The organism is Sinomonas humi, from assembly GCF_000802235.1.
GTDB lineage: Bacteria > Actinomycetota > Actinomycetes > Actinomycetales > Micrococcaceae > Sinomonas > Sinomonas humi.
This window is the reverse complement of the sequence record NZ_JTDL01000123.1, coordinates 22975-39407: the sequence shown is the minus strand read 5'-3', so window position 1 is coordinate 39407 and position 16433 is coordinate 22975. Positions and strand designations below refer to the sequence as shown.

Below are 16433 nucleotides of genomic sequence, written 5' to 3'. Positions count from 1 at the left end.
TGAATCCATTCGCCGACACGACGTGTTCGTTACGGGGTGAACATCGTTGACTGAGGCGCTGACCCCCTCCGCGCTCACGCGACGCGTTCCGCCGTCAGCTTGGACGGCTAGTTCGTCAACCGGCGAGACTCGGCGTTGGTTCGAGGTCCTGCCGTTTGACGAAGATCAGAAGGCACTTGTCCTAGAGGCATCAGGCCCTTGGCTGTGGACTTCAATCGACAGGAGCGGCGCGAGCCATCTCCATGAACTCCAACCCCCAGATGTAGTTGGAGTCCTGCCCGTACTCGAGCTCGATCCGGCAGCGCTGCCAGGAAAGCTCACGCACGCTGCGGACATTCTTCGGACAAAGCCCGCCGACCTGATCAATGCCTTGCCCTCAGCGGACGTATTCGCTGCCGCGTTCGACACCAAGTCTGACTATTGGATCGATCGTGCGCTCGAGTGGATCACGAGGCTTCCTGCGCTGAACATTCCGCTTGCAGCCATGCGGACCGTAGTCGACGATCCAATGCTCGGCCAGAGCGTCCGACACCGCACCAGAAAGCTGCTGTCGACGCGAGCGAGCACGTAGCCGCATCGATCCCGACGGCAGCCGTGCGGTGAGCGATCGGATTCCGGGCGACTAGCGGCAGAGACGTTCGCTACCATCCATACGTGCTGTGCCACAACGACCCCCTCCCGCGTCGCCCGCGCCGCGTGGCTGTCGCCGGTGTGGCCGGAACCGGAAAGACAACCCTTGCGCGACGTATAGCGGAGGTCATCGATGCACCCCACATCGAGATCGACGCGCTCTACCACGGACAGGACTGGGTGCCGCGCGAGTCATTCTTTGACGATGTCCGTTCGCTGGTCGCACAAGAGAGGTGGACGACCGAGTGGCAGTACAGCGCCGCCCGCCCGCTCGTGGCTGAGCGTGCTGACATCGTTGTATGGCTCGACCTTCCTTTCTGGACGACGACGCTGCCGCGCGTCGTGCGTCGAACGCTATGGCGCTGGCTCAGGCGGGAGGTCCTGTGGAACGGCAAGGTGGAGTCGCCTCTGCATACCTTCTTTACCGACCCCGAGCATATTGTGCGCTGGGCGATCTCCACGCGCTTCACGTACCGCACCCAGGTTCCGGCACTGGAGACCGCATCGCTACCAGTGATGGTGGTCAGGCTGCGCTCCAAGAAGGAGGTGGAGCGGTGGCTTGAAGGACCGCTTCTGCGCTCGACTCGGGACAACGCGGGTTAGCCACCGCTCCATGGCGCCCGGTGAGGGAACGTTCAGTGGGCCATTTTGCGGTTACGGTGGCTTCGTGAAGACGCGCTCGTCGCTGTCCCCCGGGGACCGAAGATGCCCCTGATGGATGATCCGCATTTCGTTGACTATGTCGCCGCCCGCCTCGCAGACCTTCCCGGGGTGTCAGCCGTCTCGCTGGGGCGGATCCCGCGCATCTGGCACCCACACTCCTGCGAGCGACTGGGACTTTGCGCTGTACTACAGGGACCGATTTGATCCCGAGGACTTGCGGTCCGTCGGCTGGGAAGGCACGGTGTCCGAGATCGGCGGTTGGGGCGGTGGCGTGTTCAACGGCGGCGCTTGGCTAGAAATCGACGGGCGTCACGTGGACGTCCACTACAGAGACCTGGGCGTCGTCGAGCACCAGCTGGCCGAAACACAGCACGGGCGCTTCCACATCGAGCCCCTCATGTTCCATCTGGCCGGGATTCCCAGTTATCTGATCGTCGCCGAGCTCGCGATCAGCCGCGTCCTCCAAGGCGATATGCCCCATCCGGAGTTCCCGCCGATGCTGAGGGAATCCGCCCCGCCACTGTGGATCGACCGCGCCCGGATGACGCTGCACTACGCGCGAAACGCGTACGTCGAGGGCGGGAAAGTCACTGAGGTCGCCGGAGCCATCGCAGCCTCTGCCGCTATGGCGGCACACGCCGTGCTCGCGGCCCGCGGGGAATGGGTCACCAATGAGAAGCGGGTCCTAGAGCGTGCCGGCCTCCGGGCCATCGACGAGACCATCACGGAGTTGCGCGCCGAACCGTCGATCCTGAGGAACGCGATCGACCGAGCCAATCACCGCTTCGACGAGGCTCTATCCGAAGCAAGGCGCTAATCTGCGGACTCTCCACGAACACCCGATGAAGGATCCTTGGGTTCTTGCGGTGATTGCAACACTTAGCGGATGGGTCTAGTTGCCGTCTTCTCCCAGCCGGTCCGCATGCACCCTCTCGCCCCCCGGCCCGAAGAGGCTCAGGAACTCGACGGCCTTCGGTCCGCCCGCGCCGAGCCAGTGGGGCGTGCGGGTGTCGAACTCGGCGGCCTCGCCGGGCTCGAGGACGTACTCGCGGGCGCCGAGCACGAGCCGGAGGCGCCCGGCGATAACGTAGACCCACTCATGGCCCGCATGAGTCCTCGGGGCTGGCGTCTCTGGCTTCGCACGGCCCGGCAGGACGTACTTGTACGCGCGGAGGCCGATTGCGCCGCGGTTGAGCGGCAGGAGTATTTGGCCGTGCCGCCGGACGGGCTTGATGTGGACGCGTGGGTCGCCGGTTTCCGGGGCGCCAACGAGCTCGTCCAAGGGCACGGCGTAGACCCGCGCGAGCGGCAGCAGTAGCTCCAGGGTGGGCTTGCGGCCGCCCGACTCCAGCCGCGAAAGCGTGCTCACCGACGTCCCTGTCACCTCCGACACCTCCGCGAGCGTCAGGTTCCGCCCCTCGCGGACCGCCCGCAGGCGCGGCCCGACGCCAGCCAGCACATTGTCGCTCGACTCCTCCATGCGACCAGTTTGCCATTTCAGCAAACGAAGTTGCCATGGTCTGCTTCGCTGATGAGAATCGTTCCTATTCGAACGAGGAGGAAACCATGACCCGAGCCAACCTTTACGACGTGGCGATCGTCGGCGGCGGGGCCGCCGGCCTCAGTGCCGCCGTGGCGCTGGGACGCTCGGTGCGTCGCGTCGTCGTGATCGACGCAGGTGAGCCCCGCAACGCGTCCGCTGAAGGCGCGCACAACCTCCTCGGCCGCGAGGGCACCGCGCCGCTCACGCTGCTGCAGGCGGGCCGGGCGGAGGCGCGCTCCTACGGAGCGGAGCTTCGCCCGGGGCGTGCGGTGGGCGTGCGCCGTGAGGGCGATGTGTTCGTCCTCACGCTCGCCAGCGGCGGGGAGCTCGCGGCGCGAAGGCTCATCCTTGCGACCGGGCTCGCCGACGAGCTCCCGGACGTGCCCGGGCTGCGCGAGCACTGGGGCCGCCGGGTCCTGCACTGCGCGTACTGTCACGGCTGGGAGGTTCGCGGGCAACTCGTCGGCATCCTGGGCGCCGGGCCTCAGAGCATCCACCAAGCGCTCCTGTTCCGGCAGCTCACCGAGCACGTGACGCTCTTCCGGCATACGATGCCCGAGCCCTCAGACGAGCAGTGGGAGCAGCTCGCCGCCTTGGGCATCGAGGTGGTGGACGGCGCTGTGGCGCGCGTCGATGGCGACGGCGACAAACTCGCCGTCGTACTCGAGACGGGGCAGACGGCGAACGTCGACGCGCTCGTGGTGGCGCCGCGGTTTATGGCCCGCGGCGAGCTCTTCGAGCAGCTGCGTGGCCAACTCGTCGATCACCCGATGGGTCGGTTCATCCCCACGGGACCCATGGGCGCGACTGATGTTGCGGGTGTGTGGGCGGCCGGGAACTCAAGCGACCTCTCAGCGATGGTGTCATCCGCCGCCGGCGCGGGAGTTGCTGCGGGCGTTGCCGTCAATGCCGACCTGATCGCCGAGGAGGCCCACGCCGCTGTCGAATCCCGGGTCGCGACTAGCCAATTGAGCAATCCCAGCCCCGCCCGGTAAGGGATCGGCTTACGCGCAGCTCGTGGCGCGCCAGCCGGTATCAGTCGGCGCGCCGGTACCCGTAGAGGTCGGTCATCTGCCCGTTGACCCACAGCGTCCAGTCGTCGGGCGTCCGTACCAGCAGCGAGCGGTTGTAGGCCTCGTCGACGACGGAGGTTTCGTGTCCGGCGTCGCTCAGCCGCTCGGCGAGCCTGTCGAGGTCCCCCGCGTACTCGAAGGAAAGGGTCATGGGCTGGCTCATGCCGGTGTGGAACGCGGCGAGCCCGCCCGTGTCGCCTTCGAAGTCCACCCAGGTGCCGGCTTCGGAGCGGATGCGCTCGCTCAGCCCTAGCGCCCGAAGCACGCCGATGGCCTCGTCGGAGTCGACCTGGGACCAGATCGGCTGGACTCGCAGAGCCCCGCGGGCGGGCCGAGGTCGGGCAGACGCACTAACGGTGATCCCCGAAGCCGGTCGTGCTGTGACGACGGTGCCCACGCCTTCCATCTCGTGTCGTGAGACCGCGGCGCTGGTCGTGTGCAGCAGGGCCTCGACGCCGCCCAGGTCAGCGACCAGGACGTGCAGGCGCGTGATGCCATGAAGGGCAGCGGCGGCGTCGGTGCGTTGGATCGCGAGGACGCCGCCGCCGTGGAACTCTGCCCAATCCGGACCTGGCTCGAAAGCGGGTCGAAGGCCGAGGTCGAGAGCGAATCGATGCCACTCGTGGGTGCGCTGGGTGTGGTAGATAGCTTGTACCGTGGTCAACGCTCACCCTCCGCCGCGCGCAGGTACTCGGACATGGCCTTCTCCACGAGCGCAGAGAGCGAAGTGCCCTCATCGATCGCCCGGTGCTTGATGGCGCGCACCAGCTCGGCTGGCAGATAGACGTTGAACTGGGCCTTTGCGCCGCCCCCGTCCTCTTGCATGCTAGCAATCTAGCACTGTTGAATGAACGGGGATGAGTAGCAAGGAGACCGCCGAGCAGCCGAGCAGCGCCGGCGACGAGAAGTTGACCGGATCGGCGGCGCTACGGCTGGCGGTCGGTGTGGTGTTGCTGGAGTTCGTCGCGTCGGTCTCCTCATTCGTCGCAGGCACCCTGCTGCCGCTGATCGAGCACGACCTCACGGCGGCGCATCAGGTCCAGCTGCTGGTCACCGGCGGGGAGATCGGCATGTTCGCCGCGCTTCCATTGTCAGCGTGGATCGTGCAGCGGATCCCACCCGCACGGCTGATGCTGGCGGGCCTCGCCCTGTCCGTGATCGGCTCCGCCACGTCCGCGCTCTCGGTCGACGCCTGGATGTTCGCGGGCGGACGCTTCATCGCTGGGGTTGCCGGCGGCGTGCTGTCGGTCTTCGGGGTGACCGCAGCGATCCACCATCTGGAGGACGGCCTGCGGGCGAAGGTGGTGGCCGCCATGTCGGCGATGTGGCTGATTCCCTCCCTTGTGGGGCCACCGGCGACGCTCGCACTGCAACACTTCATCGGGTGGCGGCTGACACTGCTCGCGCCGATTCCACTGATGCTCCTCGCCCGCGCCTTCCTCCTCGTCGGCGCGCGGTCCACGTCGGAGCGGGTTGCGCCGTCTTCACGGGCATTCCTCATCCCGCTCGGCGTGACGGCATCCGTTCTCCTTGTCGGCTCCGAGTGGTGGTACCTCGCACCCCTCGCCCTTGGCGCGGCTACCGTCGGCTACTTCGCCCTGATGCCTGCAGGCACCGCGCAGATGGCACGCGGCGCCCCCGCGGCCTTTGCCGGCCTGACGCTCTTCGGCTTCGGCTACTTCGGCGCGAACAGCCTCACCACCCTGCTGTTCACACAGTCCTTCGGCGCAACCCTGCTCCAAGCCGGCATCGCCCTGAGCACCACCTCAATCGCATGGGCAATCGTCGCCCCACTTGCGCCGAGGCTCCGGATGCTGCGACACGCGCCCTCGATCGGAATGGGTACCGCGGCCACGGGCACCATGCTCGTCTCGCTCCTCGGCCTTGCCGGAGCCTCGTGGCTCGCCGCTCTGTGCGCGTGGACTCTCACCGGGATCGGCATCGGGCTCTCCTACCCAACCCACTATCTGCGCGCCACTACCGCTCATACCCCCGCTGCGGCAGCGCAGCTCGCCACCGCTGCCGTCACCACAGAGTCGTTCGGGGCGCTTGCCGGCGCCACCCTCGGCGCCGGATTCGGTTCTCTCTCCACCGAGCTGGGGATCGGCCGAGGCACCGCATGGCTCTGGGCCTTCTCCGGGTTCGCCATGGTCCTCGCCTTCGCCGCAATCGCGGCGGCGAGAACTGCCGAAAAAGGCCAATCCACCGCCAACACGACGATATAAGCGGCAACCCAAGGGACAGCCCGCTGAAGGATCCCCCTCTGTGCGGCGGAAGGCGGCCGCGGCATGGAGGAGCATCAGTTACGAGTGATCGCAATGTACGGCTCCGCCAGGACAGGGTCTTCCCAACTGTGTGGTCCCACGCACGTAGTCGGGTAGGTCTCCACGACGTCTTCAGATGGCCACATGAGGAGCGCTAGCCGGCCTTGCCCATCGGCGAGCAGTCGCTCCAACGCCAAAGACGCCTGCTCGCGCTTGGCTTCGAGACTCAAGCTGGCGTCCCTGGCTTGGAGAAGCCAGATGAATTCGTAGAGTCCAACGGCTGAGGTGCGCAAGAGGTCTCGGATGTCGTCCACAAGAGCGTCAACCAAGTTCGTTGCCATAGCTTTACTCCGCGTTCCTCCGCCTTCGCCGGGTCGGGGAACACCCTACCCGTTCTCAATGGCCAGTTAGGCGCAGCCGGGTTTCCTATTGCTTGATGTCAATCAAGCTCTGCAGGACCTGATCCGACGTCGTGATGATTCGCGCGTTCGCCTGGAATCCTCGCTGCGCCACGATGAGATTCGTGAATTCCTGCGAGAGGTCCACGTTCGACATCTCCAGCGCGCCCCCGGCCAAGGTGCCAAATCCCGGGTCACCCGCTTGGCCGATCTGCGGGTTCCCCGAGTTCGCCGTGCTCGTGTAGGAGGAGTCGCCGGACTTCTGAAGTCCGGCAGGGTTCGTGAACTTGGCGAGGGCAACGCGCCCTACTACCTGCTTGAGCCCGTTGCTGAACGCCCCGACAAGCGAGCCGTCGTTGCCGAGGGTGAACGATTCGAGCGTTCCAGCCGCGGAACCGTTCTGACCGCTCGCGGCGACGGTCGTCATCCCTGCATAACCCGTCACCGTGCTGAGATCCACCGTGATCCCACCGACCGAGAGCGAACCGCCGGAGGTGAGCTTGCCGTTCGTGAAGCCGAGCGAGCCAGTACCTGTGATCCCATTGGCATCCGCGCCGGAGACGTCCCAGCCAGTTGCCGAGCGCGTGAACGTGAGCGCGAGATTGCGCGCAACGCCGTTGCCGTCGAAGACCTGCAGGTCGCGCTCGAGCGACGTTCCCGTCGCGGCATCCGACGGGAGGTTCCCATCCACTGTGGCCTGGCTCGTCGCGACGGCGGGGATCGTCGTCGTCGGCGAAAGGGTGATGTTCCCGATCGGCGACCCGGTGTTGACCACCCCTGCTGCGTTCGCAGTCCAGCCTTGGAGCAGCGCGCCGTCGGGCGTTACGAGCCGCCCGGAAGCGTCGAAGTCGAAGGAGCCCGCACGGGTGTAGAGCTGCTGGCCGCCGCTGCTCGTGACGAAGAAGCCGTCGCCAGAGATCATCATGTCGGTCGCCTTGCCCGTCGATTCGGCGGAGCCCTGGTTGAAATTGGTCGTAATCGCGGCGACCTTCACACCGAGGCCGACCTGAGCCGGATTCGTTCCGCCGGTCTGGCCCTGCGGGCCCGAGGCCCCTTGGGTCAGCTGCGAGAGCGTGTCCTCGAACTCGGTCGACGAGCCTTTGAAGCCGACCGTATTCACGTTCGCAATGTTGTTGCCCGTGACATCGAGCATGGTCTGGTGGGCGCGGAGGCCCGAGATGCCGGAGTAGAGGGAGCGGAGCATGATGGCTTCCTTTCTAAGGCTGGCGGCGGCTAGGCGCCGGTGACGCCGGTGATCGAGGCGAGCGGAATCGAAGCGCCACCGATGCTGATGGTGGGCGTCGTCCCGCTGTAGGAGACGGAACTTGCAGTGCCGCTTCCGGGGGTGCCGTCAGCGGCGAGGTAGGTCACTGCCTTGCCGATGAGTTCGGCGGCTGCGGCGCGCTGCTGAACGCTGAGGCCTTGGCTGCTGTCCGTCGCGAGCTGCGTGAGCTGCTCGACCATGGAGAGCTGGCTGGTCTGCTGGATCATCGCGTTGGTGTCCATCGGCGAGCTCGGGTCCTGATTCTTGAGCTGCGCCACGAGGAGGTCCATGAAGACGCTGGAATTGAGCGTCTGCTGGGGTGAGCTGGTGGGCGTCGACGAGGTCAGGCTCGTACCGCCGACGGCGCTGCTCGCGGCCGCGGTGCCGACAGGGCTGCTGACGGGGCTGATGCTCATGGGCTGCTTTCTCTAGGTGAGTTTCTCTAAGCGCATTTCTCTAAGCGCGTTTCTCTAAGCGAGGATGTCGAGCCGGTTGTCGCTACTGGGCAGGTGGGCGGGGCGTTGTGCCGGCGCCACGGCGTCGAGCCCGACGGCGGCGGCTCCCCGCCTCCCGCGCCCGGGGTTCCCGCCGCCCTTCTCGGGACTGTCCCGGCCCCCGGCTCCGCCGCTGCTCTCCTGGGGCGCACTTCGCGCCGAGAGATCGAGGCTCGCCCCGAGGCCCGCGGCGGCGAGGTCCCGCCGCAGCTCCGGGAGCGCGGCCTGCACCGCCGCACGTCCGGCGTCAGTCGGCGCAAAGAGCTGGACCTTGACCCCGTCGGTGCCGATGTGCGCCTGCACGGTGACCGGACCGAGATCTTCCGGCGTGACCTTGACCGTCATGATGTGCTCTCCCGGACCCGCGGCCGCGAGCGTGAAGACGGGCTTCGCAATCTGGGCGGAGAAGGGTTGGGGGGCAGGGGGCGGCGGAGGCTCGAGGACGTGGGCTCGCGTTACGTCCTGCACCGCGCCAAAGGCGGACGACGGCGGGATGGCCGCGAGCGCCGGATCGTCCGTCTTCGCGGTGGTTATGCCCGTGACGGCGGGGGCCGGGGGCTTGGTGGAGCTCGCGGAGGGGCCGGTGCCTGCGCTAGTGAGTGGGGCTGCGCTCGTGGACGCGGCTGCGCTTGTAAGCGCGCCTGCGTTGATGGGTATGGCTGCGCTCGTGAATGCCCCTGCGCTCGTGGATCCGCCTGCGCTTGGAGGCGGCGCCGTCGTCCGTGCAACCGCCGGGAGGTGACCGCTGAAGGAGGCGACGCTTGGAGAGTCTGACGCTGGGCGACCGTCGGAGGGTGGAGGAACTGTCGGGAGGTGACCAACGAACGGGGGGACGACCGTCGGTACCTGACCAACGAACGCGGCGTTCAGGGCCGGGTCGCCCTCGGCGTCGTTGTTGGCGGCGGCGTTGTTGGCGGCGTCGTTGTTGGTGGGGTCCTTGGCGCCGGCTTTGGTGGCACCGACTTTAGTGGAGCCGGCATTGGTGGCGCCTTTGGTCGTGCCGCTCGCATCGCCGCCTCCGGCAACGCCCATGAACCCGCCATTAGTACCTGACTTGGGATCTCTCTCCGGATCGACGCCTCCAGAAACGGCACCCGCATGGCCAGGCAACGCCGCGGCGCTCGAGGCCCCAGGCGCCACCGCGGCAAGCAAGGCGGCGAACAGTCCGGGAGTGTCGGCGCTGGAGGATCCGGCATCGGGACCTGTCGCGCCGGGATTGGCCGGCTGCTGCGTCACGGCCGGGGGCGCGGCGGGGAGTGCGGAGAGGACGGCTGGCATCATGCTCCCGTCGGTGAAAGGGCTGAGACAATCTGACGAGCCTCCGCTTCCCACTTGGCATAGGCGTCGGGGTAAGCAGATCCTTGTACGGCCTGGTCGGCCGAGGTGACCGGCATGTTCTGCCAGCCCGGTATGGCGGTCAGGCGGTTGAGGAACACGTCGGTGGATGCGGCAGGGTCCATTGCGTCCGAGACGGTTCCCCACGAGAACTCGTTCCCGTTGACCTGCTGCTGGAAGAGGCCCACAGAGTATCCGTCGGTCCCGAGCGCGGACTGGTCCGGGGCGAGGGCCTGCGAGCCGTCGACTTTAGGGTTCCAGTACATCCGCAGCGACGACTCCTGAAGCGCGGTCGAGATCGCATCGACGGCGGCCTGAGCGGGCAGCCCCCGCTGGGCGACCCGGTTCACGATGTCCTGCGCATACTGCTGCTGGGAGGCATCGAGCCCGGCCACACCGGCCGTACTCGACGAGCTCGCCGCCGGCACGATGCGGCGGATCGCCGTGAGGTTCCCGTACTGCTCCCACGCGTCCCGGACTTGGATGGTCTGCCCGGGCACAGGGGCGTCGATCGCCTTGCCGTTCCCGAGATAGATGGCCACGTGCTCACCGCCGAAGCTGACCAGCAGATCGCCCGGCTGGGCTTCCGCGAGCGAGGCCACGGGCGTCCCCGCCTGCATCTGGTCGTGCACGACGCGCGGGAGGGAGATCCCGAGGTCCTGGTACACGCGCTGCACGAAGCCCGAGCAGTCCAGCCCCTTGGAGGGGTCGGTGCCACCCCACAGATACGGCACGCCGATGTATTTCTGGGCGTCAGCGGCGATCTCGCCGCCTGTGACTCCCCCGCTCGCCGCCATGCCCGCGGTTGCCGCCACGCCGGCGCTTGCGGCGAGCCCTCCACCCGTGGCGGGCAGCGCCGTCGTCGGCGCCGAACCAAGCGCGCCGGCGAGCGCCTGCCCGAAGGACGCGAGGCTCGTCGTGGAGGCAAGGCTCGCCGTCGACGGAAGGCTCGCCGAGGAAGTGCCAGCGGCGGCGGGCGAGACGGACGACGACGCCGAGCCCGCCGTGGCGCCGAGCGTCGGGTCCGCGAGGTGGGTGAGGGTCGCTTGGATCGCCTGGACGCGCCCGATCGCGGCGTCGAGACCCAGCGCACTGACGCTCACGTCGTCTTCCTTCCTTGACGCAGGGCCTCGGGACCCAGCCTGAGCCGCGCGGACGAACCGAGGTCGTCGAGGACGCCTTGCTCGGCGGCGAGTTCGCCTGCCACTGCGAGCGCATCATGCCGAGCCTCGAGTTTTTCGAGCCCGACGGTTCGACCCCGCGCGGCTGCAAGGTCACGCTGTGCCTGCCCGTGCTCGGCCTCGGTCATGGAGACAAGCGCGTCGAGGTCAGCGAGGAGGCTTGCCGAGGCGGCCCGTGCCGCGGCGACGGCAAGAAGCGCGGCGGAGCTGTCAACCTCGGACGGGATCTCCTGTGCGTCGGCTTGGGCGGAGGCTTGCTGGGCGCCTACTGCCCGGAGCTGGGCGTTGACTGCCCCGAAGCGGGCCGCCGCCTGGTCCTGTTCGATTCGGCGCAGACGCAGGAGCCCCGCGAGGGGGAATGGGCGGTTCAACGTACACCTCCGAGGGTCGCGGCGAGCCTGGCGAGGCGCTCCCAGGCCTCTCGCTCAGGTGTCTGGTCGTCGAGGTTCTGGCGCAGGAACCCCTCGATCTCGCTCTCATGAGCAAGCGCGGCGTCGACGAGGGGGTTGCTTCCCCGCTGATACGCACCGACGTCGATGAGGTCCTGCGCCGCCTTGCGCGCGGCAAGGACGCGGCGCAGCTCTGCGGCGAGCGCCGTGCGTTCAGGTGGATTCACCTTCGACGCGACCCGGGACACCGAACCGAGAACGTCGATGGGCGGGTAGTGCCCGCTCACGGCGAGCCGCCGATCTAGCACGACGTGGCCGTCGAGGATCGATCGTGCGGCGTCCGCGACGGGCTCGTTGTGGTCGTCGCCGTCGACGAGCACGGTGTAGATGCCGGTCACCGATCCGCTTTCCGCGGTGCCGGCGCGCTCGAGCAGGCGCGCGAGGAGCGCGAAGGTCGACGGCGGGTAGCCGCGGGTTGCCGGCGGTTCCCCTGCCGAGAGCCCGATTTCCCGTTGTGCCATCGCGACGCGTGTGAGGGAGTCCATCATGAGCAGGACATGAGCGCCGCGTTCGCGGAACGACTCGGCGATGCGTGTGGCCGTGAACGCGGCCCGGAGGCGCACGAGCGCGGGTTCGTCGGAGGTCGCCACGACGACGATCGAGCGGGCTAGGCCCTCCGGTCCGAGGTCGTCATCCAGGAACTCGCGGACCTCGCGGCCCCGTTCCCCTACGAGTGCGATCACGGACACCTCGGCTTCGGTGCCGCGCGCGACCATCGAAAGGAGCGACGACTTGCCCACTCCGGACCCTGCGAAGAGGCCGAGCCGCTGCCCCCGCCCGAGGGTGGTGAGAGTGTCGAGGACGCGGACCCCGGTCTGGAGAGGGGTGTCGATGCGGGCCCGTTGCATGGCCGAGGGGGTCGCGTGCTCGAGCGGGACGCGGTGAGCCCCGAGCGGGCCGCGCCCATCGATGGGACGGCCGAGGCCGTCGAGTACGCGGCCGAAGAGCTGCTCTCCGACGGGAACGGCGCTGGCACCGCGGCGCACGCGGACCGCGTCGCCGGGGCGGATCCCCGCGAGGCGGCCGAGCGGCATGCAGCGCAGGGTTCCCCGCGCAGTGGCGACGACTTCAGCCTCGGTTGTGCCGCCGTCGTCCGTTGCCACGGCGATCGTGTCGCCGACCGCGCACGCGAGCCCGGCCACCTCGAGGCCCAGCCCCAGCACAGACGTCACGACGCCGACTCGTTCCGGCGCGGCCGCCTCAAGCGCGCCGGCCAGGCCCCTCACGCGTCCTCCCCCGTGAGGGCGACCCTCGCTCGAGCGAGCGCCGTGGAGATGCGTGCGTCGAGCTCACCGTCCGGATATTCGGCCACGGCGTCGGCGCGGGAAAGCGCGGGATCGGCGAGGAGCACGACGCCGGCCGGCGCGGCTTCCCCGACGAGCGCCAGATCGGCGGGGTGGAGGCGGACGGCGACGACGGCGGGGGCGTCCGTTCCGGACAGGGCGCGGGCGAGGGCCGCCTTGGCTCCCGTCACGGCGTCCGAGAGTTCGCGCCCGATCACCGCCTCCGCGAGGGCGATCGAGGCGGACGCGAGCTCCGCCTCGACCTCGGCGAGGACGGGAGCGGTGCGCGCATGCAGTGCACGGGCGGCGGCTTCGAGGACGGCGACGGCGCTCTCAGTCCGCTGCCTGCCGTCCTCAAGGGCCGCGGCATGCCCGGCCTCGAACTCGGCGAGGCGAGCCCGCGCCTCGGTCTCGGCCTTCCGCAACCCCGCCGCATATCCCGCCGCGTGGCCCTTCGTGAAGCCCTCGGCCTCGCCGGAGGCGTGGAGCGAGGGGAACACGACCGGCCGTGCCTCAGTAGACAAGATCGTCCTCCTCGCCGCGCCGGACCGTGATGTCGCCCGAGGCCTCGAGTTCCCGGATGGTCCGGACGATCGACGCGCGCGCCTCCTGGACCTCGGACGCCCGCACGGGCCCTACAGCGGCGATCTCGGACTGCAGGATCTCGCGGTTGCGATCGGAGACGTTGCCGTTGATCGCCTCGAGCACGGAAGCGGGCGCGCCCTTCATCGCACGGGCCAGCACGCCGGCGTCGATCCCGCGGAGGATCTGCTGGATGTCGCGGCGCTCGAGCTTCACGATGTCGGCGAAAGTGAGCATCTTCGAGCGCACCTCCTCAGCAAGCTCGGGGTCGCGTTCCTGCAGGCCGTCGAGGACCGTGCGCTCGGTCGCGATGTCCGAGCGGTTGATGATGTCGACGAGCGGCTGGATCCCGCCGATCACCTCAGCCTGCTTGCGCCCAGACGGGACCGCGGTGCTCGTGCGGCCCTTGAGGCTCTCGGCGATGATGCTCACGGCCTCCGGCGTAGCCGAGCCCATCGTCGCGAGCGCTTGGGCGACGTCGATCGCCTGCGCCTCGCCGAGGCCCGCCATCACCTCGGACGCCTTTGCAGGGCGCAGATGCGCGAGGACAAGCGCAATGGTTTCGGGGAGCTCGCCGTCGAGCAGGGTCAGGAGCTGGGACGGGTCCACGCTGTCGAGGAATTCGAACGACTTCCCGGCCATCGTCGAGGCCAAACGGTCCATGACTCCCGCCGCCCTGTCGGGACCGAACGAGGATTCGAGGAGGCCCACAGCGAGGTCGCGGCCGCCGCGCGTCGTGCGGCGCCCGGAGACGGCGATCTCATGGAACTCTGCGATGACCTGCTCTGAGACAGCGGCCTCGACGCGACTGAGCCGCACGATCTCCGCAGCCACCTCCTCCGCCTCGGACTCGCTGAAGTGCGCCATGACCTTCGAAGCGTTCTCGGGGCTCATCTGCATGAGCACGATCGCGACCTTCTGGGTTCCCGTGAGCGCGGGGGCGAGGGCCGGCGTCATACGCCCGCCCTGGACTCGTCCATGAGGCCGCGCAGGAACTCCGCCGTCTTCTGCGGGTCGGTTCCCCCGAGCCGATCGACCTGGGCCCGCCGCCGTTCGGCGTCGAGCACCTCAGCGCCCGGGTCCGGCAGTGCGGGGACTGGCTCGGCGATCGTCGGGAGCGCGACGGTCGTGGGTGCCTCGATGACGGCGGGTTCGGGCAACTCGTCGAAGACGATGCTGCCGCCGAGGTCGAGGGGCTCGCGGATGGCCGCCCGGCGCGCCCGCAGCCACGCGAACAGGGCGACGGCGATGAGGGCGAGGAGCGCGATGCCGGCCCACATGATGTTCGTCCACATGGCCTGCTGGGCCTTCGCGGCGTCGTCGGCCTGCTGCTGGGCGAGGGCTGCCTTGGCCTGATCCGCGGCGGCCGTGCTGAACGGGACGATCTGCACGGAGAGGACGTCGCCACGCTTCGCGTCGATCCCGGCGGCGGCCGAGACGAGCGAATTGATGTTCTGGAGGTTGAGGCCCTGCGCGGCGGACTGGTTGATCGCGACCGAGACGGACTGCTTCTTGAGCGCGCCGGCCGGGATCGTGCGGTCCTCGGTGACCTTGTCGATCGCGTTGTCCTTGGTGTCCGTGGTGGAGTCGTAGGTGCCGTTGCCGCCGGGGCCCGCCGTGCTGGTGCCCGAAGGGACGGCGATGTTGTCCGGCCCGAGCACCCCCGACGCCCCGGACGCGCCTGTGCCCGTGTACTTCTCGGTGGTCGTCGACTGGCTCAGCGGCGCCGTGTTGTTGGCGCTCGAGAACGTCTCGGACGTCTGCTGCGCGGACTGCTGGTCAACGTCCGGAATGACGGCGACCGTGGCGTTCCCGGGCCCGAGGACTCGGTCGAGGACGGCCTGGACGGCCGATTGGGTCTGCTGCTGGTAGTCCGATGCGAGCTTCGACGAGTTGCCGGTCATCCCCGTGCCGACGGCGGAGAGGACGTTGCCCTGCGAGTCCACCACCGAGACGTCGGTCGCCTTCATCCCGGGCATGGACGCGGAGGTGAGGTGGACGATCGCGTCGACCTTGTCGCTCGTCAGGGTCACGCCCGGCTGGGTCTCGATGAACACCGAGGCGGTCGGGTCGGTCTGCTGGGACGTGAACACCGTCTTGTCCGGAATGGCGAGCTGCACGCTCGCGGACTTGACGCCGTCGAGGTGCGAGATCGTCGTCGCCAGCTCGCCCTCGATCGCGCGCTTGTAGGTCACGTCCTGCTGGAACTGCGAAGACGTCACGCCCATCTTGTCGAGGAGCGAGTAACCGGTCGCGGGCGCGGAGGGAAGGCCGGCGGAGGCAGCCTTGAGCCGCTCGTCGTACACCTTGTCCTGGGGAACGAGGATGGTCGAGCCGCCGTCGGTGAGCTGGTACGGCACGTTGTCCTTGCCGAGCTGCTGGACGACGGCGCTCGCGTCCGAGCTCTGGAGCCCAGTGAAGAGCGGGGCGTAACTCGGCTTCGTGAGCCAAGAGACGAGGGCGAACGCGCCGAGTGCGAGGACGGCGATGCCGATGATCGCGACGGTGCGCTGGCCCACCGTGAAGCCCTGGACGGTCGCTGAGAAACGGCGCCACGCAGCGCTGACGAACGGCGGCATCAGGCCTGCATCCTCATGATCTCGTTGAACGCGTCAACGCCCTGGTTGCGGATCGTGGAGGCGAGCTCGAGCGTGACCTGGGCACGGGTCGCCGCGATCGTCGCGTTGTGAATGTCGTCCAGGTTGCCCGTGACCGCCTGCACTGCGAGCTGGTTCGACGTCGACTGGAGCTGCTGGAGATTGTCGACGGCGCCGGCGAGGCTCGCGGCGAAACCGGAACCATTCGTCGTCGTCGGCTGGGCGGTGGGGGCGAGGTAGCTGCTTGCGGTGACGCCTTGGACGGGTGAAATGCTCATGACGACTTTCCGATCTGCAGCGCGGCCTCGTAGATGTCCTTCGCCCGGTTCACGACCTCCGTGTTGGCCTGATAGCCCCTCTGGGCCATGATGAGCGAGCCCATCTGCTCGCTGAGGTCGATGTCCGGGTAGCGCACGTAGCCGTTCTTGTCCGCGATGGGACTGTCCGGCTGATAGACCAGACGCCCCGTCGCATCGCCCTGCGGGGTTCCGGCGACGTACACGCCCGTGTTCCCCGGGCCAGCCTGCGCCTCGACGTAGCGGGCTTGGAAGGCGGGACCGCTCGTCGGGGCGGCCGTGTTGACGTTCGCGAGGTTGTCCGAGATGGCATCGAGCCATTTGCGATTCACGGTCAGGGCCGTTCCGGCGATGCCAATCGTGTCGAAAGTCATGGCTCTT

Annotated in this window: 18 protein-coding genes; 4 read left to right on the top strand and 14 right to left on the bottom strand. The window is 68.4% G+C overall.

Annotated features, from left to right (window positions below; genetic code table 11):
- The first annotated feature begins 654 nt into the window (after positions 1–654).
- Positions 655–1233 (top strand): P-loop NTPase family protein, encoded by a 579-nt coding sequence (locus LK10_RS12455; RefSeq protein WP_197061928.1) that lies wholly within the window; start codon positions 655–657, stop codon positions 1231–1233.
- Between the two features lie 301 nt (positions 1234–1534).
- The gene (locus LK10_RS12450; protein WP_197061927.1) at positions 1535–2110 is read left to right on the top strand and encodes a hypothetical protein; all 576 of its coding nucleotides are present in this window, start codon (positions 1535–1537) and stop codon (positions 2108–2110) included.
- 75 nt (positions 2111–2185) lie between these two features.
- Here the strand turns inward: LK10_RS12450 and LK10_RS12445 are convergent, their stop codons facing one another.
- Complete coding sequence (locus LK10_RS12445) at positions 2186–2773, bottom strand: helix-turn-helix domain-containing protein (RefSeq protein ID WP_043124134.1); 588 nt, start codon at positions 2771–2773, stop codon at positions 2186–2188.
- Between the two features lie 86 nt (positions 2774–2859).
- Here LK10_RS12445 and LK10_RS12440 point away from each other — a divergent pair, with 86 nt between their 5' ends.
- Positions 2860–3831: an NAD(P)/FAD-dependent oxidoreductase gene (locus tag LK10_RS12440; protein WP_043124266.1), complete on the top strand. Its 972-nt coding sequence runs from the start codon at positions 2860–2862 to the stop codon at positions 3829–3831.
- A gap of 40 nt (positions 3832–3871) precedes the next feature.
- On the opposite strand, the gene LK10_RS12435 is transcribed toward LK10_RS12440, so the two are convergent.
- The gene (locus tag LK10_RS12435; protein ID WP_043124132.1) at positions 3872–4573 is read right to left on the bottom strand and encodes a hypothetical protein; all 702 of its coding nucleotides are present in this window, start codon (positions 4571–4573) and stop codon (positions 3872–3874) included.
- Complete coding sequence (locus LK10_RS12430) at positions 4570–4734, bottom strand: ribbon-helix-helix domain-containing protein (protein ID WP_043124131.1); 165 nt, start codon at positions 4732–4734, stop codon at positions 4570–4572. Before LK10_RS12430 ends, LK10_RS12435 begins: the two co-directional genes overlap by 4 nt.
- 32 nt (positions 4735–4766) lie before the next feature.
- On the opposite strand from LK10_RS12430, the gene LK10_RS12425 reads away from it, so the two are divergent.
- Positions 4767–6134, top strand: coding sequence for an MFS transporter (locus LK10_RS12425; RefSeq protein WP_052207287.1), 1368 nt, complete (start codon positions 4767–4769; stop codon positions 6132–6134).
- A 465-nt stretch (positions 6135–6599) separates the two neighbouring features.
- Here the strand turns inward: LK10_RS12425 and LK10_RS12415 are convergent, their stop codons facing one another.
- The 11 genes from LK10_RS12415 to LK10_RS12365 are packed head-to-tail and all read right to left on the bottom strand — an operon-like array spanning position 6600 to position 16426.
- The gene (locus LK10_RS12415; protein ID WP_043124127.1) at positions 6600–7775 is read right to left on the bottom strand and encodes a flagellar hook protein FlgE; all 1176 of its coding nucleotides are present in this window, start codon (positions 7773–7775) and stop codon (positions 6600–6602) included.
- Positions 7776–7804: 29 nt separating this feature from the next.
- Positions 7805–8251 carry a flagellar hook assembly protein FlgD gene (locus LK10_RS12410; RefSeq protein WP_043124125.1) on the bottom strand — a complete coding sequence of 149 codons (447 nt, stop codon included), beginning with the start codon at positions 8249–8251 and terminating at the stop codon, positions 7805–7807.
- A gap of 54 nt (positions 8252–8305) precedes the next feature.
- On the bottom strand, positions 8306–9610 hold the full coding sequence (locus tag LK10_RS21925) for a flagellar hook-length control protein FliK (RefSeq protein WP_156144152.1): 1305 nt from the start codon (positions 9608–9610) through the stop codon (positions 8306–8308).
- Positions 9607–10767, bottom strand: a complete 1161-nt coding sequence (locus LK10_RS21395) for a C40 family peptidase (protein ID WP_269429510.1) — start codon at positions 10765–10767, stop codon at positions 9607–9609. The genes LK10_RS21925 and LK10_RS21395 overlap by 4 nt, the downstream gene beginning before the upstream one ends.
- Complete coding sequence (locus tag LK10_RS12395; protein ID WP_043124122.1) at positions 10764–11216, bottom strand: hypothetical protein; 453 nt, start codon at positions 11214–11216, stop codon at positions 10764–10766. Before LK10_RS12395 ends, LK10_RS21395 begins: the two co-directional genes overlap by 4 nt.
- Entirely contained in the window at positions 11213–12520 is a 1308-nt protein-coding gene (locus LK10_RS12390; protein ID WP_043124120.1) for a FliI/YscN family ATPase, read from the bottom strand. The genes LK10_RS12395 and LK10_RS12390 overlap by 4 nt, the downstream gene beginning before the upstream one ends.
- Entirely contained in the window at positions 12517–13101 is a 585-nt protein-coding gene (locus tag LK10_RS12385) for a FliH/SctL family protein (RefSeq protein WP_197061926.1), read from the bottom strand. Before LK10_RS12385 ends, LK10_RS12390 begins: the two co-directional genes overlap by 4 nt.
- Positions 13091–14116 (bottom strand): flagellar motor switch protein FliG, encoded by a 1026-nt coding sequence (gene fliG, locus LK10_RS12380; protein WP_043124117.1) that lies wholly within the window; start codon positions 14114–14116, stop codon positions 13091–13093. Before fliG ends, LK10_RS12385 begins: the two co-directional genes overlap by 11 nt.
- Complete coding sequence (gene fliF, locus LK10_RS12375) at positions 14113–15738, bottom strand: flagellar basal-body MS-ring/collar protein FliF (RefSeq protein ID WP_043124115.1); 1626 nt, start codon at positions 15736–15738, stop codon at positions 14113–14115. Before fliF ends, fliG begins: the two co-directional genes overlap by 4 nt.
- Positions 15738–16034, bottom strand: a complete 297-nt coding sequence (fliE, locus tag LK10_RS12370) for a flagellar hook-basal body complex protein FliE (RefSeq protein WP_043124114.1) — start codon at positions 16032–16034, stop codon at positions 15738–15740. Before fliE ends, fliF begins: the two co-directional genes overlap by 1 nt.
- Positions 16031–16426, bottom strand: coding sequence for a flagellar basal body rod protein FlgC (locus LK10_RS12365; protein ID WP_043124112.1), 396 nt, complete (start codon positions 16424–16426; stop codon positions 16031–16033). Before LK10_RS12365 ends, fliE begins: the two co-directional genes overlap by 4 nt.
- Positions 16427–16433: the final 7 nt, after the last annotated feature.

Excerpts from the sequence above, each read along its gene's own strand:
- LK10_RS12445 (WP_043124134.1), bottom strand. The coding sequence starts at position 2,773 with ATGGAGGAGTCGAGCGACAATGTGCTGGCTGGCGTCGGGCCGCGCCTG.
- LK10_RS12440 (WP_043124266.1), top strand. The coding sequence starts at position 2,860 with ATGACCCGAGCCAACCTTTACGACGTGGCGATCGTCGGCGGCGGGGCC.
- LK10_RS12430 (WP_043124131.1), bottom strand. The coding sequence starts at position 4,734 with ATGCAAGAGGACGGGGGCGGCGCAAAGGCCCAGTTCAACGTCTATCTG.
- LK10_RS12425 (WP_052207287.1), top strand. The coding sequence starts at position 4,767 with ATGAGTAGCAAGGAGACCGCCGAGCAGCCGAGCAGCGCCGGCGACGAG.
- LK10_RS12415 (WP_043124127.1), bottom strand. The coding sequence starts at position 7,775 with ATGCTCCGCTCCCTCTACTCCGGCATCTCGGGCCTCCGCGCCCACCAG.
- LK10_RS12410 (WP_043124125.1), bottom strand. The coding sequence starts at position 8,251 with ATGAGCATCAGCCCCGTCAGCAGCCCTGTCGGCACCGCGGCCGCGAGC.
- LK10_RS21925 (WP_156144152.1), bottom strand. The coding sequence starts at position 9,610 with ATGATGCCAGCCGTCCTCTCCGCACTCCCCGCCGCGCCCCCGGCCGTG.
- fliG (WP_043124117.1), bottom strand. The coding sequence starts at position 14,116 with ATGACGCCGGCCCTCGCCCCCGCGCTCACGGGAACCCAGAAGGTCGCG.
- fliF (WP_043124115.1), bottom strand. The coding sequence starts at position 15,738 with ATGCCGCCGTTCGTCAGCGCTGCGTGGCGCCGTTTCTCAGCGACCGTC.
- fliE (WP_043124114.1), bottom strand. The coding sequence starts at position 16,034 with ATGAGCATTTCACCCGTCCAAGGCGTCACCGCAAGCAGCTACCTCGCC.
- LK10_RS12365 (WP_043124112.1), bottom strand. The coding sequence starts at position 16,426 with ATGACTTTCGACACGATTGGCATCGCCGGAACGGCCCTGACCGTGAAT.